This window comes from Sphingobacterium sp. SGR-19, from assembly GCF_011043555.1.
Lineage (GTDB): Bacteria > Bacteroidota > Bacteroidia > Sphingobacteriales > Sphingobacteriaceae > Sphingobacterium.
Map to the genome: position 1 here is coordinate 211,739 of NZ_JAAKGS010000002.1, position 25,845 is coordinate 237,583.

Consider the following 25,845-nt stretch of genomic DNA (forward strand, 5'->3'; position numbering starts at 1 on the left):
TAAATCTATGGTATAACAAGTTGATAAATCTATGAGAGAGTCCGTGTTTTTTTATTGTTTGTTTGCACTTTTTCTTGGTACCAGTCATGTTTTGGTAGCACAGGAAGCCCTAACGGGAAAGATAGTAAACGCATCACAGCAGCCCATACAAGGGGTTTCTGTGCAGGTTTTGGGCGATGAGAACCGTTCGTCGTCTTCTGGTGCAGATGGCGCGTTTAGTGTGCCTGTCAAGATCGGTGAGACTTTACGTTTTACCTCCGTGGAGTATGAGAACCAAGATCTTGTTGTGAAGACATTGCAGCCATTGACGGTTGTTATGAAAGCGAAAGACGAGGTTTTGGATGAAGTGGTGGTTATCGGTTATGGTACACAACGTCGCTCGGACGTTATCGCACCTGTTTCTAAATTTAATGCAGAAGGTTTGGAGGAACGTCCATTAGTGCGCGTAGATCAGGCATTAGTAGGGCAAATGTCCGGTGTCCGCGTGAAACAGACAACCGGAGTGCCAGGTAAAGGTCTTAGTGTGCAGGTTCGTGGATCCGGGTCAATTACGGCCGGGAGTGAACCACTGTATGTTATCGATGGTTTTCCTTTAGCGACAGCGGCACCTAACGGATCGGGAAACTACGCATCCGGTAATCCTTTAGATAATATTAATCCGAACGATATCGAATCGATCGAGGTCTTGAAAGATGCTTCGGCTGCTGCCATCTATGGTTCACGGGCAGCCAACGGGGTCGTACTCATTACGACAAAACGGGGGAAATCTGGAAAGCCGACTATTTCATTTAACACCTATTTAGGGGCGTCATCACCCTATAGGAAGCTGGATATGTTAAATGGAGAGGAATGGATAGATCGTTCTATAGAAATGATCAATAGCCAGTGGGAAGCTTCGGGAACCGGACGGACTGCTAATCAGACTATGGACGAACGACGTGCGATTTTAGGATTGAACCCGGGGACTTATAATACCACTTTTATGTTTGATGAACGTTGGATGCAAGATGGTTACCCCGGTCTACATTTAATAGATTGGCAAGAAGAGGCCTATCGTACAGGGATGGTACAAAACTATCAATTGGGCGCATCGGGTGGTACAGAGTTCGTGAATTATTATGTGTCGGGTAACTATATGGATCAGAAAGGGATTGTGCAGGGATTAGATTATAAAAATTATGCGCTTCGTGCCAATGTGGATGTGAAACCAACGAAAAAGCTGACCTTTGGGATGAACCTCGCTCCAACCTACTCCGAGGCTAATGACCCCGGGGTAGAGGGAAAAGACAATATCATGCATCAGATTTATTCCATGTCGCCGGTACAGGAAAATTCGGCAGGCACGGTCAACGTCTTTGACAATAATAGGTATCCTTGGAGTACATCGACAAACGACCCAATAGCAAAACTGAATCATTATGATGGCGAAAATAAAACAGCACGTATTTTAGCTACGCTATATGGGCAATACAATATTTTAGATAATCTGGTTTTCAAAACGACCGTCAACTTAGATCATACCGACTACACGTCGTTCCGTTATCGACCTTATACCGTCGGTGGAGATTTGCCGCAACGGACAACGAGACCGAATTTCGCGACGTATGGGTCGAGTAATAAGTACCGTAAGCAGACCTTTGTCAACGAGAATACGCTAACCTATAATTTGGAACGGGATAAACATCACCTAACGGCGTTATTAGGACATGCTTACAACTACGATCGTTTCGATGCTTCTACGATCACTTCACAGGGAGGATATCGAAATAGTAACGTGAAGACACTAAATGCGGCGGTGGGAACAACAGCTTCCACCGATGCCACTAAAAATTTGTTGTTGTCTTATTTCGGGCGAGTGCAGTATGCTTTTGATAGTAAATATTTACTGTCGGCCAGCATACGTCGAGATGGGTCGTCGCGTTTTGGAGCGAATACCAAGTGGGGCTGGTTCCCGTCATTGTCGGCCGGTTGGCGCTTATCGGAGGAGAGTTTTATGCAGTCTGCCGATTTTATACAAGATTTGAAGGTTCGAGCAAGCTATGGCGAATCCGGTAATAATAACATCGGTGATTACAGTAGCGTAGCGGTACTGAATGCCGCAAACTACTCGTGGGGAGGAACGGCCGCGCCAGGATGGGCTCCGGGTAATATCATTAACCCAGATCTGACCTGGGAAAAATCCAAAACTTTTGATATCGGCTTGGATTTTGCGTTGTTCCGTTCTCGACTGTCCGGGTCATTTGATTGGTACCAAAGAACGAGCAGTAACCTCTTGTTGAATGTACCGACGATGTGGTCGACGGGATTTGGTTCTTTATTGGATAATGCAGGGGAAGTAAGGAGTCGTGGATGGGAACTTGAGATAAGATCTCGGAATATACAGCGTGATAACTTTACCTGGTCGACATCGCTTAACCTGAGTCATAATACGAATAAAGTGACGCAGTTAATAGGCGACCAACAAGAAATTCTGATCCCTTCTTCTTTTGATATTGAGCACAGTATTCTCCGCGTTGGGGAACCCATGTATAGTATTTATGTCGTGCAGCAAGACGGTATTCTTACGCAGCAGGACATCGATAATGGAGCGGCCTTGTATGGTACGCAGGTTGCCGGTGATCCACGTTATGTAGATGCTAACGGTGATAAGGTGATCGATGCAGACGACCGCGTGATTGTGGGACATCCAAACCCGGATTATGTATGGGGTATCACAAACGATTTCAGATACAAAAACTTCGACTTAAGCTTTATGTTCCAAGGACAAAATGGCGGACATCTATATTCACTTTTAGGGCGGGCATTGGGACGCACAGGACAAGGAGCTAGCGATAATGCATTGGGCTTCTATCGGGATAGGTGGCGTTCGGCAGAAGATCCCGGCGAAGGTCGGGTTGGAAATGCCTATTCTACCTTTGGGCGTATAAAAAATACAGATTGGCTGTATTCCTCGGACTATTGGCGTTTACGCAATGTTACCTTCGGATACAACTTTAAAGATATTCGTTTAGCAGGACAATCTTGGTTAAATACGGGCCGTGTATATCTTACTTTAGAAAATTTTTGGGGAAAAGATAAATATGACGGAGGATTGAACCCCGAATCCGCTAATACTAATTTGAGCGGTAGCAGTACGTATATGGAACCCGGCGATTATGGTGGATTAGCGCTGCCGAAGACAGTTACATTTGGTATAAACTTGACTTTTTAAGACGATGAGAAAGATATTATATTTTGTATTGATTATCAGGTTGTTCGCATCCTGTGATATGGACTTAGGGCAACAACCGATATCGGATCCCGCAGCGGAGACTTATTTTCAGACGTTAGATGATTTTAATCAAGGACTGAACGCTGTATACAGTTCCGCTAGGGGCTATCCGGATCGTTTGATGAATCTGTCCGAAACCAGGTCTGATAATTTATATGCCGTGTCTGACGGAGGTGTACGCGATTGGGAGGGCATAAACAGCTTTCATCAAAACATTGCCGCGAACCCGTATATTGTAGAAGCTTGGCAAACAAACTTTACGGGTATTTTTCGCGCCAATAATTATCTGGAACAACTGGCTGAAAAAGGAGAAGCTGTCATTCTGGAAGAAGATGTGCGTAGACGTATGGAAGGACAGGCACGCTTTCTCCGGGCATTCTATTATTTTGATCTCATTCGCTATTTCGGAAAGGTACCGTTGATAGATCGAGTAGTTGATGCACCGGAAGCTAAAACTATTCCTCGTAGCTCCGTGAGCGATGTGTATAACTTGATCATTGAGGATCTGAATATAGCGATAGATTATTTACCGGCACCGAGTGACTATGCCACTGTGGATAGAGGGCGAGCAAATAAATATAGTGCAAAAATGCTGTTGGGGCTAGTGTACATGACGCGTTCAGGCCCTGATTTAGGTGTTGAAGGAGCAGGTCTGAATTCGAATGAATGGGATGAGGCGGTAAAGCAGTTTAACGATATTATCGCAAGCAACGAGTTTGATCTGCTGCCATCTTACGCTCGTATTTTTGATTATACAAATGAAAATAATGAAGAAGTCATCTTTAATATTGAGTATGCAACCGGAAGCAATCCTGCAGTCGGTTCGACCTTTCCCTGGGTACTCGTACCCGATACGTGGTTTCGTTCTTTAGGATTTGGCGCACAAGGTGGGTTGACGATACGACCGGTCGCTATGGAACTTCTGGATAAATACGAAACAGACGATGTGCGCCGTGGTTTTAGTATTCAAGAAGGCTATGAAGATGGGGATAATGTGGAGACCCGGCCTTTTATTAAGAAGTTTGTAGATATCAGTAGAGTACCGACTACCAGTAGAACGGATTGGCCGATCAATTATATTGTGTTCCGTTACACAGACCTATTGATGCTTAAAGCAGAGTGTGTGCTGAACGGAGCACCTGGATCGACGGCTACCGATGTGGATGATATAGTCAACTTCGTTCGAGAGCGTGCTGGTCTGACGACGCCGTTAACTGGGGTTACGAAAGAACAGCTGCTAGAAGAGCGGCGTCGCGAGTTTATAGGAGAAGGAGTACGTTGGTTTGATCTTATTCGTTCCGGGACAGTGGAAAACACAATGAATACATGGATTGAGGAAGAAGATACAGGTGGGCAAATGCGAGATTTCCAGCTAGACTATGTATTGTACCCCGTTCCGCAATCAGAAATGAATACAGCTCCGGGATTATACGACCAGAACCCCGGTTATTGATTTATTGATGGTGTTGTTTTGAGAGCTGCTTAACCAGATTAAGCAGCTCTTTTGCATTGTGTACTTCTGCCACAGGATACGGCATGATAGCTTTATACAAAGCATTCTGTATCTTGCAAGCGACAGCTCATTATAAACGAATATGTATAAACCGTTTCTATCATAGAAAAATCACGAAAATATGAGAAAATTGTACTTATCAATGGGATTCCTATCTGTGTTGGGATTAATGTCATGTCAAGAGACGACCACACAGGAGACGAAGATCAACGATTCGAATACTCCGTTGCATCTGTTGGCACCAGAATATACCACACCCTATAGAGAATGGACCGCTGAGGAAATTAAACAAAACCTCGATCGGATATTTGTTTATCTGGATGAAGAGACACCTACCCGTGTGCTGGACACCATGACGGGTATGGAAATTACAGACTATACGCAGTTAAATGAACATGCCCAATTGGAAAAAGGTGATTTTCGTCTAGCGAGTTATGAATGGGGCGTGACGTACTCCGCTATGCTGGAAGCAGCGGAAGCAACGGCGGATCCGAAATATCGGGAATATGTAGCGAAACGCTTTGACTTTCTGTCGGCGGTGGCACCGCATTTTTTACGCTTGTATGAAGAACACCATGTCGTGGATAGACAGATCCGACAGGTGATTCTACCCGGTTCGCTGGATGATGCCGGTGCCATGTGTACTGCTATGGTCAAGTATAGTCGTATAGCTTCCGATGTAGATTACGGAAATATGATTGACAATTACATGGATTTTATCGAAAATAAAGAGCACCGTCTGGCAGATGGCACGTTTGCACGCATGCGTCCGCAAGCGAACAGTCTGTGGCTAGACGACATGTACATGGGCATACCTGCACTTGCGCAGATGGGGAGCTACACCGGCGAGAAACGGTATTTCGACGAAGCGGTACGCCAGATAAAGCAATTTACACAACGTATGTTTGTGCCGGAAAGAGGATTGTATATGCATGGCTGGATCGAAAGTGCAGATAGCCACCCCGCTTTCCATTGGGCACGAGCCAATGGATGGGCGTTGCTTACGCTAACCGAGGTGCTTGATGTTTTGCCGGAGAATCATCCAGAGAGAGCGGACATTCTCGACATTTATAAGGCACATGTTAAAGGCATTACGTCGTATCAATCTGGTACGGGCTTCTGGCATCAGTTGCTGGATCGCAGCGATTCCTATTTAGAAACGTCGGCTACCGCGATCTATGTTTATTGTATTGCACGGGGAATTAATAACGGCTGGCTAGACGCGATATCTTATGGGCCGGTAGCCCAACTAGGTTGGACTGCCGTGTCAACTCAAATCAACGAGCAAGGGCAGGTGGAAGGTACCTGTGTAGGCACGGGTATGGCTTTTGATCCGGCCTATTATTATCATCGTCCGGTAAATGCCTATGCTGCTCATGGATATGGTCCGACGCTTTTGGCAGGTGCCGAAATGATTACCTTAATTAAAAAATTCTATCCGAAGATGAACGACAGCGCTATTCAATACTACGAAACAGATCCGAAAGCGGACGCCGCGATTTTCGGTGTAGACGGACAAACGTATTAAAAAAGTCGACATGGGTTGTTGTCCCGAACAGGACACTACATGATGCAACACGCCTAAAAATGGCTTATTTTTAGAGGTCGTAAACCAGATGTAATGATGTTGAAGGAAAGAGTTTATGACCGCTATAAGCCAATATAAATGAGTAAACAAAACAGAAGAGCTGTAGGCCTGATCGTGTTGATGTTGTTGGCCAACATGTTTCATGGGCTGACACAACCACGGGAACCTAGATTCAAGACGTATTCTACAGAAAGTGGCTTATCTCACAACGGTGTCGCATGTATTATTGAAGATGCGGAAGGCTTTATATGGTTCGGTACCTGGGACGGGTTGAACAGATATGACGGGAACGATTTTGTGGTTTATAAATCGCAACCTGGCGATCGTTCTACCTTGAAAAATAATAAGATAAGAGATATCGTCGAGGGGAAACATGGATATTTATGGGTAAGGACATTTGATAAGAAAGTCTACCGATTTGATAAGCGCAAAGAAGAGTTCTTGCCGATAATCACAACCGATAGCGGGGAGAGTTTAGGACATATGTTCATCGCGGAAATCATCCCAACGGCTAATGGAGATGTTTGGTTAATTACGGAGGAGAATGGTGTAATATGCGTTTCAGAAATAAATCACGGACAACTCCGTATTGTAAAGGGAACCGAAATCCCTAACTTAAAGGATAACGTCAATTTCGTATTCGAAGATCATCAGGGGCGGGTATGGTTCGGCACGACAGACGGTTTACGATGTTTAATCAAGAAGAACGATACATACGTTCCTCATTTGACTTCTGCCATTTCGTCCTCCGCAAGCACATTGAATTTTATCAAAGCGGCGGTTGACAAAGAAGGTCGGTTGTTTTTTGCGGCGTCAGATGGTACTGTTGTACAGTACGAACCGACATCCAAAACTTTTTCGCAAAAAAAAATATCGCGAGGTGGCATCTTAGATATGCTAGTTTCCGAAACGGGTAAGCTATATTTAACTGCGGAGAATCAAGGATTAACCATTTACGATTATCGGAATGCAAGCTACCAGCAATTTACGAATAGTCATGCAACCTATTTGTCCATGTATGAAGATCGAAGCGGAAACATATGGTTAGAACCTGAAAGGGATGGTGTAGTTTTATATGAACCTACAAGTAATATATTTCGCCCTTTTGTACATAAAAAAGATCATAATTTACCCTTTATGCCCAGGGGAACTTTCGAGAACGACGGCAGTTTTAAAGTTTTTGAGGACGTGAACAATGTCGTGTGGGTTTGTATGAAGTGGGGTGGATTTGGTTACTACGACAAGAGGAAAAACGACTTATCTTATTTCTATAATAATCCGGATGATAAGAATCGATTATTTTCCAATAATCTTGTTGCTGCGTATTCTGATAAAAAAGGTGTTTTGTGGTTTTGTACAAGAAACGGTGGTGTGCATAAAGCGACTTTTTTTTCCGATAATTTTAAACATAGAAGGCTCGTCGATACCGCCCCGGGACGATTTGACAATGAAATCAGAGCTTTACTTCGGGATTCTGATGGAAAGGTCTGGTTGACCAATAAACATGGTGATATTTATTTCCACAAGAACGGCGACCTAAAACGGCTGGAAAACGACCAGATTCCGGGAAGTATTTACTGCATAACGGAAGATCGGAACAAGAATGTTTGGATTGGAACGAAAGGCTATGGACTGGTAAAACTGACACCTGAAAATACCCAACGAACGAAGTACAAGGTTACGCGATACGAGAACGATCCAAACGATAGTGCAAGTCTAAGCAGTAATCAAATATATAGTATCACGGAGGATCATAAAGGCAGGTTGTGGATCGGCACGTTTCAGAAAGGATTGAACCTACTCGTTGAAGATAACGGAGAAATCCGTTTCAAAAACGTATATAATTCATTTAAAAACTACCCCAAACGGACATTTAATGTCATACGGCATAGTATTCAAGGACCCGATAACCGAATATGGCTGGGAACTACTGATGGGCTTCTTCGTTTTGACCCTGATGAAAATCCAGACGACATGACATTTATCCCCACGGTGAAGATAGCAGGAGATAAACACAGTCTGGGAAATAACGATATTATGTATCTTTTTAGGTCGAAAAGCCAGGAAGTATGGATTGGCACGTTTGGTGGGGGGCTGAATAAAGTGCTGAATAAACCGGAGCAGTTTGAGACAGATCTTAAATTCAAGGCATTTACAAAAGATCAGGGCTTACCCAACGATATCATATTAAGCATCACAGAGGAAAGTAATGGAAATCTTTGGATGACCACAGAGAATGGCATTGCCATGTTGGATGTAAGAACAAAAGAATTTAGGAATTACAGTACATACAATGGTTTGCCAAGAACTGACTTTTCCGAGGCAGCATGTCTTCAATTGCCGAATGGGGAGATTTTCTTCGGATGTATGGATGGTTATATTTCTTTTTACCCAGATAAGATAGTGAACGAAAAGTTTCCGGGAAACATGGTTTTTACGGGTGTGCAAATCTATAATAAAGATGTTGATATTACGGATCCCCGGTCACCACTTAAGACTTCCGTGAATTATGCAGATGAAATTGTATTGAATCATGATCAGGATGTCATCACCATAGAGTACACTGTTTTAGATTATAGGTTTCCCGATGATATATCGTATGCTTATATCCTCGAAGGCTATGATAAAGAATGGCATAATGTAAAGAACCAAAAGCAAGCTACTTATACGAAAATACCTCCCGGAAGGTATACGTTTCGGGTCAAAACGGCGAACAGCGGACATTTCGAGAACGTACCAGAGAAAAGTATTGCTATAGTGGTAAAAAAACCGTGGTGGTTGAGTGCTTGGGCAATTCTTTGTTATATTATTTTGGCTATCTCCGCTTTAGAAGTAATACGCAGGATTGTATTTACCATGATTAGATTGAAGCATAAAATAGCTGTCGAGAAGAAAATAGCGGCATTGAAAATACAATTCTTTACAAATATTTCACACGAATTGAGAACGCCTTTAACGCTTATCGTCAACCCGTTGCTTAAATTGAAGGAGACCGAAACTTTATCAGAAAAGGGCGTTAAATACTTGCATGTGGCCAATAGGAATACGGACCGTATGGTTCGGTTTGTCAATCAATTGCTGGATTTCCGTAAGATTCAAGAACAAAAAGTGCAGTTGAACGTGAAAAAAGTAGAACTGGTGAGCTTTCTGACTCAATTGTTGGATAATTTCGCGGATATTGTGGAGGATAAGCAGATTTCCTTAGAGCTGATTACCAATGAATCGGAGATCCAGGTGTGGTGTGATGAGGATAAGACGGATATTGTGTTTTTCAATGTTATATCCAACGCGGTAAAGTTTTCTCCGCACAAAAGTCGGATTGTTATTCGTATCGAAAAAGAAAGCGAACATATTCTTGTTCAGGTACATGATCAAGGCAATGGCGTCCATAAGGATCAGCTAGACGTTATCTTTGAACCTTATTACGAAGGGGGAAATTCGCAAGACAAAGCATTTAAAGGCACCGGAATTGGTTTGGCCTTATCAAAAGATATTATGAAGTTGCAGGGTGGTACGATCGCTGCAGAAATAAACGACGACGGGGGGATGACCTTCACCATCAAGTTTTTGGAAGGCAATGCCCATTTTGAACCACGAGATCTGTCGGAAGAAAATCCGAAAATCCGTAAAGACAACCAACGCCCTGACATGCAAACCGGGATGCGTGAAACCGATGCAGACGAAAAATATAAAGAAGACCTCCTTAAATTACTTTTGGTCGAAGATAATCCGGATTTAAAGCGCTTTATGGTCGATGAGTTCAAGGCGGTGTATACGGTATACGAAGCCAGTAACGGCAGGGAAGGCTATGAGAAAGCTCGGGAATGGAAGCCAGATGTCATTATTTCGGATGTCATGATGCCCGAAACAGATGGTATCCAAATGCTGGAAATGATAAAAAATGATGTGGAAACGAGCCATATTCCGATTATTTTACTGACAGCAAAGTCCGCTATAGAAGATCAAATAAAAGGATTATCCTATGGAGCCGATTTTTATATAACCAAGCCTTTTCACATCGATTATGTCAAGTACTTGTTGCGGAACCTTTTAAAAAATCGACAACAGGTGGTTGCTGCTATTGTAGATAAGCAAACGATACTGAAACTGGAACCTACGGAAGTCGTCATCACGTCTAAAGACGAAGCTTTTTTGCGAGAGGTTATCCAAATCATTGAAAACGAGATGGCTGATACTTCGTTTAACATTGAGGTGGCTGTAAATGCGATGGCGATGGGAAGAACCACGTTCTATAAAAAGCTGAAAAGCTTAACAAATATGTCTCCGGTAGAGTTTATTAGGGACATTAGATTGAAACGAGCCAAGCAGTTGCTGGATACCGGTGAGCTTACGGTGACGGAAGTTGCCTACAAAGTGGGGTTCAACAGTTCGGGTTATTTCAGTACTTGCTTTAAAGAGATGTACCAGGTTTCCCCATCTGAATATCTGAAAAACAAGGGATGATTGTTGGTGTGTCGTTTCATAATACACCAACGCTTTCCGAGCATTTTTTGGTTAAATCGTTTAAAAAAAGCGCTTTGTCAATTTTTAAATGTATTTCGTCAATTTTTAAATACCTAAAAAATAGGCGTGCCCTACATTTGACTATGTGAAGTAACACCTACATCGTTTCGAGATAAACGGATGTAATAACTAAACACCAACGTATAAACATTAAAATAGGGGCTTTTTTAAGCCTGTCTTAAACTAACTAAGATGAGGAGAGATTTGAACCTAATCGGAGGATTATTTATCGGGGTCTTATTCACCCTAAGTTCCGTGTTGCGGGCACAACAATTGCCATCGTTTCCCGGAGCAGAAGGTTTTGGACGTTTTGCACAAGGAGCAAGAGGATACACGACGCCAGAAGTCTATGCGGTAACAACCCTTGAAGATGCAGGACCTGGTTCTTTTCGTGATGCTGTGAGCCAGCCCGGACGCTTTGTGGTTTTTCGGGTAGCTGGTGTAATCCATTTAAAAAGTAATATAACGATTGCACCGTATACCACGATTGCAGGACATACCGCTCCTGGAGATGGTGTCGTACTCTATGGACGTAAAGTGTCCTTCTCTGGATCAAACGAAACCATTGCGCGTTTCTTACGGATCCGCTTGGGTGCTAACGCAGGTGCAGGAAAAAATGAGGATGCGTCCGGCATCGCAAACGGTAAAAATATAATCTTGGATCACATGTCGTTTTCATGGGGGTTAGATGAAGTTTTTTCTATCAGCTGGGACAAGAAAGGATTGGAACCGGATAGTATAACCCTCCAAAACTGTATCATTGCTCAAGGGCTGCATCGGTATAATCATTCTGCGGGCGGGCTGATGCAAACAGGCGGAAAGGTGTCCATATTAAAATCGCTTTATATCAGTAATAAAACCCGTAACCCTAAAGTTAAAGGTATCAACGAGTTTGTGAATAATGTGGTGTATAATTTTGGCAACGCCAATAAGACGCAGGAAGAACACAAACTGTCAGCAGACGCTTATATTTTAGGTGGGGGTTCTGCAATGATCTCGAACGCACTTATCCTCAATAACTATTTTATTGGTGGCCCTGCCACACCAAAAAACAAGCAAAGTCCGTTTTCGAGAGGGAACGAGAATTTTAACCTGTATCAAACGGGCAATTATTACGATAACAACCAAAATGGGATATTAGATGGCGTGTTGATAGAAGAGAATGAGCAATGGTACCCAGGGTTGGCGTTGAAAAATTTTAAAACAAAGGCCGATTATGCCGATTACCCCTCCGTATCGCCGGCGTTGCAAGCACAAGAAGTAGTTTCTTATCTGATTAATCAAGTTGGCGCAACACGGCCGAAACGAGATCAGGTAGATGAGCTCTTGATTCAGGAACTCAAAAGCCTAGGTGAATCCGGAAGTTACGTATATGATGAAGCCGACCTGCCATTAAGTAATGGAGGACTTGGTACTTTATCAGCTGGGCAGCCATTGGTTGATACCGACGAAGACGGTATACCGGATCGTTGGGAAGAGGAGTTAGGCTTGGATAAGAATGATCCGAGCGATGCGCTGAAAAGGAGTAAGCATGCGGAATATAAGGGATATTTGAATATAGAAGTCTATCTCCATCGTCTTGCAGAAGAATAAGATAGACTAAAGTAAAAAGTAAATAATAACTAACAACGTAATAAACCAAATCATTCATGAAGAAACTGTTATTATACACGGTGAGTGTGTTTATGGCTTGTTTTGCAGCTTGTTCTAAAAAGGAACTGGTCTCGCATTACGAGCGTCCGGATTGGCTTAAGGGTAATAGCTGGGAAGTTTTAGAGGATAGGGGGCAGTTTACCCTGTTTTTGGAAGCCGCAGAACGTGCAGGATTCAAAGAAGTCCTCGATGGAAAAACCATCGCCACCGTTTTTGCTCCGTCCGACGAAGCGTTCCAGCGATATCTGGCTGAAAACAATTGGTCTTCCGTAGCCCAAGTTCCACTACAAGAATTGAAAAAGCTGATTGGCTATCATTTGGTCTATTACGCCTATAGCCGAGACATGTTGATCAATTATCAACCGAATGGTAGCGAAGCAAGAGAGCTCAATATGGCAGGTCTTTACTATAAACACCGTACGCGAAGTTCAGATTCTATTAGCGTTGAATTAGATCCCATTACGGGAAGGCAACGGAAGGTATTCAATAAAGACCGTTTTTTACCGGTTTTGTCCCAGACACATTTCCAGACAAAAGGAATTGATGCCGCGAGCAATTATGAATATTTCTTTGGTGCCGGAACATGGCAGGGAGACGGCGGCTTTAACGTAGCCAATGCCCGAGTGGCGGAATATGCCATTCCAACCGATAACGGGTACATCTACATTGTCGACGAAGTTTTGAAACCTTTGAAAACTATACACGCTACCATAGCAGAGTTACCCGAATATGCAGACTTTTTAACCGTATATGATAGATACCGCACCTTCACCTATGATGAGGAAACAAGTCGCGACTACGGGATGGCAGGCGATTCGCTTTATAACGTGTCCCACGGCTTACTGCCGTCCATTGCATCGGAATGGACTACCTACGGCTTATCCGATGCAGTAGCCTATTTCGATTTGGCTGGCCTAACCTATAGAGGGTTTAATGTATTTGCGCCTAGTAACCAAGCCTTTCAAAGTTTTTTTAATACGTACCTATCTGCACATTACGCTTCCTTAGACCAAGTGGATCTACTACCTCTGTTGTTGGTTTTGTATAATCATGTATACGAAGGCAATGTGGTGTTTCCGTCTGAAATCGGGAAGAACCCAGATATCAAAACAGCCTTTGGAACCCCGATCGTGTTTAGTCCGAGTAGCGATGTAAAACAAAAGGCAATTACTTCTAATGGTGCGTTCTACGGCTTGGATAAAGTACTGGTTCCAGACATGTTCAATAGTGTCACCGGAGCCGCATTCCGAAACCCAGACTACCGGATTTTCATGTATATGCTGTTTAAATCCGGCCTATATCAAACCTTGGCAAGCAGAGATATCGACTTTACCCTTTTCATCCCGAACAACGAGGTTCTTCTAGAAACGTTTATTGGTGATAGCCAACTGTTCTGGACGGAGGGGCACCCAGCTGTGTTTGGCGATGAGAACATTCTCGTCGAGAATTCGGATGGCGTGCTGGTGCCATTGTCCGAAAATCAGATGGCGAATTTTGTTTCTGACCATATTGTATATGGAAAAATAACATCCCTGCAGGGGAAACAGGTATACCGTACTCGCAACCCATTTAACTATGTCTATATTATCGATGGCAAAGTTCACTCGACATCGACGTATAACGGTCTGGAAGATACAGCGGCAGAATTTATCCCAGGCACGTGGTATAACGGCGCAAGTATGGAAACACAGGTAGCCATGAGTGCAGAAACCCGAAGTATTAAGTTTACCCTGATCGGTGCGGAATCTTCGGCTAACGTATTGCATCCGTATGCGGAGTTCTCCAAATTGCTCGCCCGGGCCGGATTAATGGAAGTGGGAAACTCGTTATCCTTCCTGTTCGGAAACCGCTTTTTGCTTTTTGCGCCCGATAACGCGACGGTATTGGCGGGACTGAATGACGGGACAATCCCGACCGAAAAGGCAGAGCTCGCAGCTTATGTAAAATCATATTTTGTAACTGTTCCGGACAACGCTTTAGGTGATTATCCATTTGCGGGACTCGGAATACAAGGAACCTGGGATACCGCACAGCGACTTGGAACAACTGGGTATCGGCAAATTAGCTTGGCCGACCGGGGGACAAAGCTTGAACTAATTGATTCAGACGGAACGATTATTCCCGTCTTAGGGGATTTCCCGCAGGTATTTAGTGATGGCGCTGTTTACCGGATAAACAAGTTGTTAAAACAATAACGGATTGAATTTTAGGTTTAGCATTTAAAAAAAAATAAATGAGGCGATATATATTAACCTTAATAACATGTTTCGGCGTTATTTCTTTCGTCGTGGCGCAGTCTTCCCGTGTATTGACGGGAAATATAAGGGGCCAAGGAAATGAAGCGCTACAGGGAGCTTCAATCTTTGTGGAAAACAAGGAAAATAGAAACTTACGTGGGGCTTCTACAGATGCCCAAGGACAGTACAGTGTCGAAGTGCCCGTTGAGAATGATTTGACGATAGTCGTAGCTTGTATAGGTTACATATCACAACGTATTCCCTATACAGGACAAGCCGAAATTAATGTGACGCTGCAAGTAGACGATAAGTCGATTGAAGAAGTAGTGGTGACCGGAGCAGGGGATCAGCAACGCAACGCGATGGGCATCTCTTACCGCAACCAAGTATCTGCGACCGAGAGTATTGATATGAAAGCATTGGAAACCATGCCCTTTGCTTCTATTGAAAGCGGGCTGCAAGGTCGCTTAGCCAACGTAGACATCATTTCCAGTGCAGATCCCGGAGCGCGTAGCTCGATCCGCATCCGTGGAACCTCGTCGCTCAACGGGAATTCAGAACCTTTGATTGTTGTGGACGGGGTACCTTATCCCACGGAGATTTCCAGTGATTTTAATTTCTCAACGGCCAACGACGAGGATTTCGGCGCGTTGATTAACATTTCGCCGATGGATATCGAATCGATCGAAGTATTGAAAGATGCTGCGGCAACAGCTATATGGGGATCTCGTGGTGCGAATGGAGTTCTACTCTTTAAAACGAAAAAAGGCCGTCAGGGTAAAACTCAATTTGCCTTTTCCAGTAAAGTCGATGTCAAACGAGAGGCAGAAACCATTCCGATGTTGGATGGCGGACAATACGTCGCCATGATACAGGATGCGATTTGGAATTCCGTAAACGACTTGGGGTATCAGCAAGCATTTTCTTACCTCTCATTGCTGTATAATACGCAGGAAATCAATTACGATCCGTCATGGATTTATTTTAAAGAGTACAACCAAAATACCAATTGGATGGATCAAGTTACCCAGATCGGGCATTTTGTCGACAATTCCTTGTCGATCAGTGGCGGAGGAGATAAGGCTACTTACCGCATATCCTTGGGATATCTGAACGATGTTGGAACGACAAAAGGCACGGGATTAAACCGTTACAATTCCCTGGTAAGCGTGAATTATAAGTTTTCGAACAAATTCAATATCAATGCGGATATGTCGTATTCATTGAGTAACCGAGACAATTTCTGGACGGGTAAGATTCAGACACCGCGGGGCATGGCGATGACCAAGATGCCAAACATGAGCCCGTATTTTATGGATGCATACGGTAATTATACCGACGAGTATTTTACACCGCGCCTTAATTTCCAAGGAAGTTTTATCGGGGATGAGAAAGAAAGTATGTACAATCCGGTAGCCATGGTCAATGAATCGGTTAACAAAACGTCTGGCGAGCAGGCACGTGTTATTTTTAGAGCACAGTACCAGATCCTTCCTGAACTACAATATACCGGTACAGTAGGCTTTGACACCCGTTCCACCAAGAATAAAAAGTATTTGCCGCAATCCGTGACCGGAGTGATCTGGACAGACCCATTCTTCAACAGAAGTACAGATGCGCTAACCGATAATTTATACATTTCGACAGAAAATAAATTTATATACAACAAAACCTTTCAGGAGAATCACAGTATCGTAGGTGCGGCCTTGGTGCAAACGCGAGAGTCAAGAAACTTTAGCTATGCCAGCGAGACTTCCGGAAACGCATCTTCCTCATTGAGTGACCCTACGTCGGGCGGAGCAGTTGCAAAGATGGGATCTGGAAACTCGATGGGAAGAGATATCGGTGTGATATCGAGTTTGCACTATGGATTTAAAAATAAGTATTTGATTAATGGAACTTATCGCTGGGAAGCCAGTACAGCAGTTTCTGCGCAGCATCGCTGGAAGGGATTCCCAGCCCTGGGGGTGGCTTATCATCTTGGAGACGAAGAGTTCATCAAGAAATTGGGCATCGCCGATATGATCAAGCTACGTTATAGCTGGGGTAAAACCGGTAACTCACCGCGAGGTAATTACACCTATTTGGGCGTATTTGAGCCGATTACCCCCGGTTATGGGGATATGGCAGCGATTAGGCCGGTATCTATGCAGCTCGACAACCTCAAATGGGAAACGGTTACACAAACCGACTTCGGCGTTGATCTGGCCTTCTTTAAAAACAGATTGACCATTACCGGGGAAATTTATAACCGCGTGACCACTGACTTACTGCAGAAAGATGTAAAACTGCCGTCCTCTACCGGATTCACAGAAATGAGCTTCTACAACTCCGGCAAAATGGAAAATAAAGGATGGGAGTTGATCGTAAATGTTGATGCCGTTCGTAGTAAAGACTTTGGCCTGACTTTTAGCCATTTGAATATTTCCAGAAATAGAAATACCGTGCTGGAATTGCCGGATAATATGGAATTTGAACGCTATGATTTTGACAACGAAAATTACGCTCACAAAATTGTAGAAGGAAATCCCTTAGGTTCATTCTACGGCTATCGATACCAAGGCGTGTATCAAAATTTAGAAGAAACCTATGCTCGGGATCTGAACGGCGAAGTTATTCGGGATCTCGATGGAGAAGCCGTTTTCACACGGAATGGAGATCGCCGGGTATTTGCTGGCGATGCCAAGTATCAGGATATCGATGGAAATGGGGTTATCAATCAGTATGATATTGTCTACTTGGGAAATGCTATGCCGCTCTTTACGGCGGGTGGAGGAGTTGATATCCATTATAAAGGGTTCCGTTTGAGTACCTTTTTTCACGGCCGATTCGGACAGAAAGTGGTGAACAAAGTTCGGATGGGTACAGAGAATATGCGCGGAACAAGTAATCAGAGCACCGCCGTATTGGGAAGATGGCGGAACGAAGGTGATGCTAGTATGATTCCGAGGGCGCTGTATGGCGAAGGCTATAACTATCTCGGATCAGATCGTTTTGTCGAAGATGCATCATTCGTGCGGTTGAAGATGGTTTCGCTACGTTATTCGTTGCCTAAGTCGCTCATCGAACGCTTCGGAGTTACCCGTTTTGACGTATTTGCGACCCTACAAGATGTCTACACCTGGACAAAATATTCGGGTCAAGACCCGGAAGTATCGCTTTCCAGCGATGTGTATATGTTAAGCCAAGATAATGCCAATACCCCACGGCCACGGCGGTTTGCGTTGGGGGTAAATGTAAATTTTTAATAGAGAAAAATTATGAAAGTATGGTATAGCTTCCTAATGATCACGGTACTGTTTATAAGCGGTTCCTGTCAGAAATGGTTGGAATTAAAGCCAGAAAACCAGCAGGTTACTGACGATTATTGGGCAAATAAAGAAGAAGCGGAAGCGGTTTTGGGAGCTGCTTATGTTGGACTTCAGAAAGCGGTAAAAGATATGCTGATTTTCGGGGACGGACGTGGCAATACATTGAGTGTAGCAGGTCTTGTTGTGGATATGGACTTGATACGGCTGAAAGGCTTGTCTATCCTTCCATCGAATAAATTGGTAAAGTGGAGCAATTTTTATCAGATTATCAATTACGCCAATATGGTATTGAAATACGCTCCGGATGTGGTGGACAGAGATCCCTCGTTTAACCAAGCCGTCATGCAGTCTTATCTATCAGAGGCGTATTTCCTCCGGGCGTTGAGTTATTTCTACATTGTACGCACGTTTGGGGAAGCACCGCTCCTTCTCGAACCTTATATGGACGACCACGCAGCCTATGAGGTCGCAAAATCCTCCAAGGAACAGATCATGTTACAGATTGAACACGATTTAACAACCGCTTTAGCCAACAGCAAAGAAATATGGCCAACGGTATGGGAAACAAAAGGACGTGCCACGAAATGGGCGATCCACGCCACATTGGCTGACGTCTACTTATGGATGGGGGAATATGATAAAGCAATCATATCTTGTAACGCCGTGATGGAGTCCGGACGAGTGGGATTGATTCAGGGAAGAGTAAATACCACCAATAACTGGTTCACTATCTTTAGTGAAGGCAACACCAACGAAGGGATTTTTGAGATACAGTTTGATAACGCCAAGGCGCAGAATAACGATTTGATGAATATGTTTGGCGCGTCGTATAACTGGATTATCTCGAATTATGCCCTGTCATTATATGCGGAAGATACGGAAGATATACGTGCGCTAGGGGCTTCTTATGCCACCGATTTGAAAATATGGAAATATCTCGGTGCGGAAGCAGGTACCGGAATACCGCGCTCGTTTAGCGACCAAAACTGGATTGTGTACCGGATGGCAGACATTTATCTCATGAAGGCCGAGGCCCTAATCATGAAAGGTGAAAGCTCTTACCAGGCTGCGATAGAGCTTATCACTGCCGTCCGTGCCAGAGCGGCGATATCCCGCCCATTGGATGCAGGAACTACGGAGTTACAATTATTGGATGCATTGCTCAAAGAAAGAGCAAAAGAGTTTTTAGCAGAGGGGAAGCGTTGGTTTGATCTATTGCGTATCGCCCAGCGAGACAACTATAAATACAAAGAATATTTTATTGAGCAGGTACTTGCAGGTAACCCCGGAGCCTCTACACCGGTGATTCGAGCACAGCTGATGAATGAAAATGCACACTACCTGCCGATCCACATAGATGAATTACGCTTCAATAGGCTTTTAGTACAGAACCCCTATTATGAACACTTAAATTAAGAGAGATGAACACAAAAAAACAAATTTGGAGCTGGCGGTTCCTGATCTTTCTGGGTTGGATGCTCACCTTGGCGAGTTCCTGTAAGGATGCTTTCGAAAACAATACTTATACGGCGTATGAAGAGACACCAATCGCTCTTTACCTGAAAAATAACGAAGACAAATACAGCCTTTGGGTAGAGATACTGCAAAAAGCAAACTTATACAATACACTAAATCTCGACGCCATATATACGCACTTCGCTCCGGTTAACGAAGGTGTGGAACGTTATCTAAAAGCAACAAACTTAGGTGCGGTATCAGAAATGTCTGAGGAACAGGCTGCTTACTTAGTTCGATACCATTTAATTCCGAATGTAAAAGTAGAATTTGCGCAGTTTCAAAGTGGCGCCATTAACGAACTCAATGCGACGGACGATAACCTGTTTGTTGAATTTAGAAATGGAGGATTAGAAGCCGTTTATCTGAATGGCGTGTCGAGATTCAACAGTTATGATATTAAAGCGACGAACGGTATCATCCATAGTATTGATGACGTGTTGGTTCCGTTGGTGGAGACCGTTTATGACCGGTTGCAAGCACAGCAAGATTGGAGCCTGTTCAAGGCGCTGGTAGATCTGACCGGATACAAGGAAAAGCTAGCGACGGTTTATACGGAGACGACCGACCCTTTGGGAAATCCTATTCAGCAAAGGTTTAAATACACCGCCTTTGTTGTCAGTAATGAGACTTATAGCAAAGAAGGTATTCATGGCCTACCAGATCTATTGGAGCGGCTCGAGGTACCCGCTAGTAGTGATTATACAAGCCCGGAAAACCCATTGAATAAATACGTTTCATACCACTTATTGGATCAACAGCGATCGTATGCCGATCTGGGCCAATTCCCCGAAGGCATAACCAAAATGAACCTACAAACGATGGCACCAAATGAGTTGCTAAAAGTATCTGAAAGTGGCGTAGGATTGGTACTTAATAAGAATGAGGAAACACAAGAATCGATCGCGCTTGTAGAAACCAATATCGCCTGTAAAAATGGCGTTATTCATGAGGTGGACAACTGGATGCCGTTGTTTTTGCCGGAACAGGTGCAGGTGATTTGGGAATTGACCGATTATCCCGATATAGAAGCCAATGTGAGTCAGTACCGGAATGACAACTTAGGATCACAGTATAACAAAACATTCACGGCTAATGAACTAACGAATATCACGTGGTCTGCACGGCCTGAATACAAACAAAATGTAGTCACCTATCGGAATAATAGACCGTCGGAGGGGAATTGGTATGCCCTGTTGAACCACGATCATCTTCGTGCTGAATTAGGCGAGTCTGGCTGGATTGAATTTAAAGGGCCGACCATCGTAAAAGGGAAATACAAGGTGTCCTTTGTCTGGCCGAGTCCCAAGCATTCGACGCATACGGGAATTGCGGCATTTATCTTGGATCATGAGATGATCCACGCCCGTCTAGTGATATCGAACTCCCGGGAAGAGCGAAATTTAACCCAGGCGATGGGTACGGTAGAATTTACGGAAACAACAGATCATACCTTACGGATATTATCGTTAGATGGCCGTCTGATTACAATGGATTACCTGCAATTTGATCCCGTAGAATAATTTAAACCTCATTGTTATGAAACAGATACTTTATGCGGCAGTATGTTTAGTGACCATACTTGCCGGTTGCAACAAAAACTGGGACACCCACTATGGGAAAGAAGAAGGAACCGTGTCGCCACTGAATCTGCTGGACTATTTGAAATCACAGCCACAGTATTCGGACTTCGTAGCCAAGTTGGAAGAATATGATTTGGCAGAGGAATTGAAGCGCGACCAGAACCTGACCGTTTGGGCCGTTTCTAACGAAAAAATGAGCGCACTGGAAGATTTGGGCGAGGATACGAAGTTTATCCTTCGCTATCATATCAACAGTTTAATGTATGACAACACCAAGCTTAAGAGCGGATTGCGTGTCATGACCTTCAATGGAAAGTATTTATCCATCGACAAAGAAGGGCCGGCTATCCGTATCGGTGACGCAACTGTCGTGAAAGGGAACCAGATTTGTCAGAACGGTGTTGTGCATGAAATTGACCAGTTACTGACCCCCGACTTAAGTATCTATGAATATATAGAGTCGCTGGGCAATGATTATTCGATCATCCGGGATACCATCCTCGCGATGAACGACACCATTTTCGATCTTGAAAATAGTATCCCCATCGGTGTAGACCCCACTGGTAATACACTTTACGACTCGGTGTACGTCATCACAAACCCAATATTTGAACGTGTCAATATCCGATCCGAATTTTCGAATGTAACCATGTTTCTACCAAGTAATCAAGTGGTAGAAAAGTGCTTTGATAATTTGGGTATATTGTACGATCAATTTGGAAAAGACTTTTTGTATACGGATTCGTTGAAAGCATACACGTGGATCAAAGAGGCCATTTTTTATAATAGTATAGTGGATAATGTGATGGAAGGAGACATGACCTCTGCTTTTGGAAGGTTATGGAAACCAAGTATTCAGAAAGTCGATGCCGCTTTTAAACGAATGAGTAATGGACGGATTTATGAAGTGACCCACCTCAAAATACCGAATAATGTCCATATCGATATGATTAAGCAGCTGTTTCATTACTGGGAATTCGTGCCGGACGATGAAAAGGATGCATTATTTAAATTGAATAATGTCAAGAATATAGAACCGAAAGACAGAGATAAAGTTTCCTTCCCTACCATTGGCGTAGAGTTAACCTACCGTACATTGATGTTTGAAGGTGAGCTTGATGACGGTCAGTTAGCTTCGATCGAATATACACCAATAATGTTAGAACGAAACGAAGACGGATCGACAGGATATAAGACCGTAGAAGTACCTCCTGGTGAGTATAACCTGTATATGGGATTTTTGGCGAAAAATCATCCTTTTGTGAACATATATGTGAACGACACGCCAGTGGCGCTAAACCTCAACGTGGAACCTGCGACACCTTGGAATTATGACCGGGCGACGAATACGGTGTCGGGTACAAAATACAATGGCTGGGGGGGATTAGTTGGACCGATAATTATCGAAGGAACCGATGTTACATCATTTAAAATAAAAATAGAGTTTGCGGGGTTGGGTAAAGGAACTGTAGAACGTGTAGAACCGTACCACTGGGCACTGATCCCGACACAAAATAACTATTAATGAACCGAATATTAGCTGAATATATGACGAATATAACGAAGAGGAGGATGTGGCTCCCGCTATTGTTTACCGTATTGGTATGTGGGAGCGTTCCGGCATTTGCACAAACCACGATTACCGGGAAAGTAGTGAGCAATTACGACAAGAGTCCGGTGCCGGATGCGGTCGTGACCGTGCTCAACACCACGTCCAATATCCGCACGAAAAAAGATGGATCTTTTATCTTAAAGGACGTAGAGGATGGTGCTACCACCATTCGCGTTTGGAGCCCCGGCTATTATGAATCACATGTCGAAATATTGGGACGTACTACGTTCGAGATAACGTTGATTGGCGAAGGTAGAACGAATTACGTCAATGTCGTAGAAGGTACGTTTTCCGATAAAAACAGCAGTGTGCTATCAGACAATGACTACCGCGCCGGTGCCGCGGATATCGAACAGGTGCTGACAGGGGAGATGCCAGGTTTGCGGGTGTTGAACAAAAGCGGTATGGTCACCGAGGGGGGAATGTTAAATTTCCGAGGTGTGCGCTCGTTCGACGCGGATAACACGCCCTTGATTGTTGTCGATGGGATACCTTATTTACCGGATCTAGGGAATTCGCCCATCATAGGCGGATATTCCCGGGGGATGTTTGCACCATTTGCCTTACAGGACATAAAACATATCCGTTTATTAAAAGGAGCCGAAACAGCACGGTACGGATCCCTAGGTTCCAATGGCGTCCTATTGCTGGAAACTTCCTCGTCGGATGATCTAGAAACTGTGGTAGAATTTAAAGGAAATTACGGAGTCGCACATAATTACAATACGATTCCGCTATTAGGGGGTAGTGACTATAAAAGCTTATTAGGAATCGTAGGAATGACCCAATACGAAGATATGGGCGACTTACTGACGAGATTTCCTTTCCTCCGTGACGATCCGAATTACTATTATAATTTCCGCTATAACAATGCGACGGATTGGCAGGATGTCATCTATAGGAATGCGTTTGTTACCGATAACCATCTGCGTATCAAAGGAGGTGATGCGGTGGCGAAATACGATCTATCTTTGGGTGTACTGAGCCAGCAGGGTACACTAGATCAAACAGCGACTACGCGTTACAGCACCCGTCTGAACTCTAGCATTAATCTGGGCGGCAAGTTCGATTTAAAAGCGATCACTGCACTTACGTATAGCACCTCCAACATGCAAGAGCAGGGTATCCTACCCGCAACGAGTCCATTAGTGTCGGCACTTTACCGGGCGCCGATTCTAAGTCCCTTTCAAAAAGACGTGGATAATAATGTCCTGCCGGAGCTCGACGGCGTCGGTCAATTTGGTGTATCTAATCCGCTCGCACTTTTGCAAACGGCGGATTTTAAGTCGGATATCTACGATGTATTCGTGCAGGCCAACTTAGGCTATCAAGCGACCGATCGTTTTCGGCTGAACGCTGTTTTGGGTCTCTTCTCCAACTATACCCGGCAGAACGCTTTCATCCCGGGATTGTCTAGCGGTACGATCTTACCGCTAGAGGGCGGGATAGCGTTGAATACCGCGAGAGCAGGAGCCGGACAAGCATCTAACATTTCCTGGAACGTCTACGGAACGTATCACAAGAACTGGAATCGCGATGAAGCTTTTTTCGGTGGGGGTGTACAAGGCCTGTTGACTTCGCAAGAATATGATGCCGGAACCGGAAGAAATACGAGCTCAGATTTTTACCGGACCCTAAATTATGTAAATAACGCCGGCCGCTTGTTTTGGGGATACAACGAACAATGGAACTGGATGAATGTGTATGGGTATACTCAATATAACTGGCGTAGTCTCGCCAAACTAGACGTCAGCCTGAGTGTCGATGGTACCTCTGTGTCCGGCGTAAACGCGGATCGTTTTGGTATTTTTCCCGCGGCCGACTTATCTCTACTCTTGTCGAACACGGCACTTTTAAAAGACATCAACAGCATAGACAACTTGGTATTTAAGATTGGGTACGCCAAAACGGGGAATAGCCGTTTTTCGTCGAAGATTGGACAAGCGTACTATGGAAGCCAGCTATACCGGCAGCTAGCGGGAATTGTGGTAGGGAATATTCCCAACCAAGGGATCCGTTGGGAAGACAATGAAAACTGGCAGGCCAATTTGATTTTCTCCGGTATTAATCAACGGCTGAATGTGAATGTAGGCTATTATTTTAACCGAGCAAGTAACTTGTTGAATGCATTCCCGGTCTCTCCGATCGGTGGGATCGACCGGATTTATATGAATGGTGGAGCGATACATAACCAAGGACTGGAAGTGGATATGAATGTCGCAGTAATCGATAATCGCAACTGGTCGCTTACATGGCGCGGTAACCTATCCACGCTGAATAGCAAAGTAAAAAGCCTAGTCGGCGGTGTGGACATGCTACATCAGCAAGCCGATGGCGTCACGCGCATTAACCGCGTGGGCGAATCCCCCTTCTCTTATTATGGCGCTCGTTTTCTAGGTGTTATTTCCAGCGAGGCGGAGGCAAACGCTTTGGGTCTCCAAGACTACAAAAATCGTTCTTTTGGTGCGGGAGATGCCCGTTTTAACGATACCAATAGCGACGGTGTAATTGACACAGAAGACCAAGAACTGCTTGGCAATAGCTTGCCAAATCTTTTCGGAGGGACCTCACTGGCGATCCGGTACAAAAATATCCACCTGCAAGGGTTGCTCAGTTTCAGCAAAGGAAACCGCATGTACAACGGTTTGCGTCGCGGTTTGGAGCGTATGGACAGTTATGCGAATCAATCGGAGGCGACACTACGCCGCTGGCAAACGGACGGACAACAGACCAACATTCCCCAAGCAGCTTACGGCGATCCGATGGAAAATGCGCGTTTTTCTAGCCGTTGGATAGAAGACGCTTCGTTCCTTCGGATAGAAAATATCACGCTGTCTTATAAATTCGGACAACACCGGCTGAATGTACTTTCTAACTCGGAGTGGTATATCGCCGGCGAAAACCTCTTTACATGGACCGATTACCTAGGGTTGGATCCCGTGACGGCTTATAGCAATTCGATTAGCTATATGGGAGCAGACTATGGGAAAATTCCGTTGCCACGTACATTTAAATTAGGTGTTAACATTAAGCTGTAA

Annotated in this window: 11 protein-coding genes; all 11 read left to right on the forward strand. The window is 44.2% G+C overall.

Annotation, left to right across the window (positions count from 1 at the left end; genetic code table 11):
* Window positions 1-31: 31 nt before the first annotated feature.
* On the forward strand, window positions 32-3,211 hold the full coding sequence (locus G5B43_RS04695; protein WP_165293567.1) for a SusC/RagA family TonB-linked outer membrane protein: 3,180 nt from the start codon (window positions 32-34) through the stop codon (window positions 3,209-3,211).
* 4 nt (window positions 3,212-3,215) lie between these two features.
* Window positions 3,216-4,724, forward strand: coding sequence for a RagB/SusD family nutrient uptake outer membrane protein (locus G5B43_RS04700; RefSeq protein ID WP_165293568.1), 1,509 nt, complete (start codon window positions 3,216-3,218; stop codon window positions 4,722-4,724).
* Between the two features lie 181 nt (window positions 4,725-4,905).
* A complete protein-coding gene (locus G5B43_RS04705; protein ID WP_165293569.1) occupies window positions 4,906-6,312 on the forward strand; it encodes a glycoside hydrolase family 105 protein in 1,407 nt (468 codons plus the stop codon).
* Window positions 6,313-6,450: 138 nt separating this feature from the next.
* The gene (locus G5B43_RS04710; RefSeq protein ID WP_165293570.1) at window positions 6,451-10,836 is read left to right on the forward strand and encodes a hybrid sensor histidine kinase/response regulator transcription factor; all 4,386 of its coding nucleotides are present in this window, start codon (window positions 6,451-6,453) and stop codon (window positions 10,834-10,836) included.
* A gap of 252 nt (window positions 10,837-11,088) precedes the next feature.
* Window positions 11,089-12,489, forward strand: a complete 1,401-nt coding sequence (locus tag G5B43_RS04715) for a polysaccharide lyase family 1 protein (protein ID WP_206367241.1) — start codon at window positions 11,089-11,091, stop codon at window positions 12,487-12,489.
* 56 nt (window positions 12,490-12,545) lie between these two features.
* A complete protein-coding gene (locus G5B43_RS04720; RefSeq protein ID WP_165293571.1) occupies window positions 12,546-14,744 on the forward strand; it encodes a fasciclin domain-containing protein in 2,199 nt (732 codons plus the stop codon).
* Between the two features lie 38 nt (window positions 14,745-14,782).
* Window positions 14,783-18,034, forward strand: coding sequence for a SusC/RagA family TonB-linked outer membrane protein (locus G5B43_RS04725; protein ID WP_165293572.1), 3,252 nt, complete (start codon window positions 14,783-14,785; stop codon window positions 18,032-18,034).
* 12 nt (window positions 18,035-18,046) lie between these two features.
* On the forward strand, window positions 18,047-19,513 hold the full coding sequence (locus G5B43_RS04730) for a RagB/SusD family nutrient uptake outer membrane protein (protein ID WP_165293573.1): 1,467 nt from the start codon (window positions 18,047-18,049) through the stop codon (window positions 19,511-19,513).
* Between the two features lie 5 nt (window positions 19,514-19,518).
* On the forward strand, window positions 19,519-21,135 hold the full coding sequence (locus tag G5B43_RS04735) for a fasciclin domain-containing protein (RefSeq protein WP_165293574.1): 1,617 nt from the start codon (window positions 19,519-19,521) through the stop codon (window positions 21,133-21,135).
* Between the two features lie 16 nt (window positions 21,136-21,151).
* On the forward strand, window positions 21,152-22,720 hold the full coding sequence (locus tag G5B43_RS04740; protein ID WP_165293575.1) for a fasciclin domain-containing protein: 1,569 nt from the start codon (window positions 21,152-21,154) through the stop codon (window positions 22,718-22,720).
* Complete coding sequence (locus G5B43_RS04745) at window positions 22,720-25,845, forward strand: SusC/RagA family TonB-linked outer membrane protein (RefSeq protein WP_240904756.1); 3,126 nt, start codon at window positions 22,720-22,722, stop codon at window positions 25,843-25,845. The genes G5B43_RS04740 and G5B43_RS04745 overlap by 1 nt, the downstream gene beginning before the upstream one ends.

Excerpts from the sequence above, each read along its gene's own strand:
- G5B43_RS04705 (WP_165293569.1), top strand. The coding sequence starts at position 4,906 with ATGAGAAAATTGTACTTATCAATGGGATTCCTATCTGTGTTGGGATTA.
- G5B43_RS04695 (WP_165293567.1), top strand. The coding sequence starts at position 32 with ATGAGAGAGTCCGTGTTTTTTTATTGTTTGTTTGCACTTTTTCTTGGT.
- G5B43_RS04740 (WP_165293575.1), top strand. The coding sequence starts at position 21,152 with ATGAAACAGATACTTTATGCGGCAGTATGTTTAGTGACCATACTTGCC.
- G5B43_RS04735 (WP_165293574.1), top strand. The coding sequence starts at position 19,519 with ATGAACACAAAAAAACAAATTTGGAGCTGGCGGTTCCTGATCTTTCTG.
- G5B43_RS04730 (WP_165293573.1), top strand. The coding sequence starts at position 18,047 with ATGAAAGTATGGTATAGCTTCCTAATGATCACGGTACTGTTTATAAGC.
- G5B43_RS04725 (WP_165293572.1), top strand. The coding sequence starts at position 14,783 with ATGAGGCGATATATATTAACCTTAATAACATGTTTCGGCGTTATTTCT.
- G5B43_RS04710 (WP_165293570.1), top strand. The coding sequence starts at position 6,451 with ATGAGTAAACAAAACAGAAGAGCTGTAGGCCTGATCGTGTTGATGTTG.
- G5B43_RS04720 (WP_165293571.1), top strand. The coding sequence starts at position 12,546 with ATGAAGAAACTGTTATTATACACGGTGAGTGTGTTTATGGCTTGTTTT.
- G5B43_RS04700 (WP_165293568.1), top strand. The coding sequence starts at position 3,216 with ATGAGAAAGATATTATATTTTGTATTGATTATCAGGTTGTTCGCATCC.
- G5B43_RS04715 (WP_206367241.1), top strand. The coding sequence starts at position 11,089 with ATGAGGAGAGATTTGAACCTAATCGGAGGATTATTTATCGGGGTCTTA.
- G5B43_RS04745 (WP_240904756.1), top strand. The coding sequence starts at position 22,720 with ATGAACCGAATATTAGCTGAATATATGACGAATATAACGAAGAGGAGG.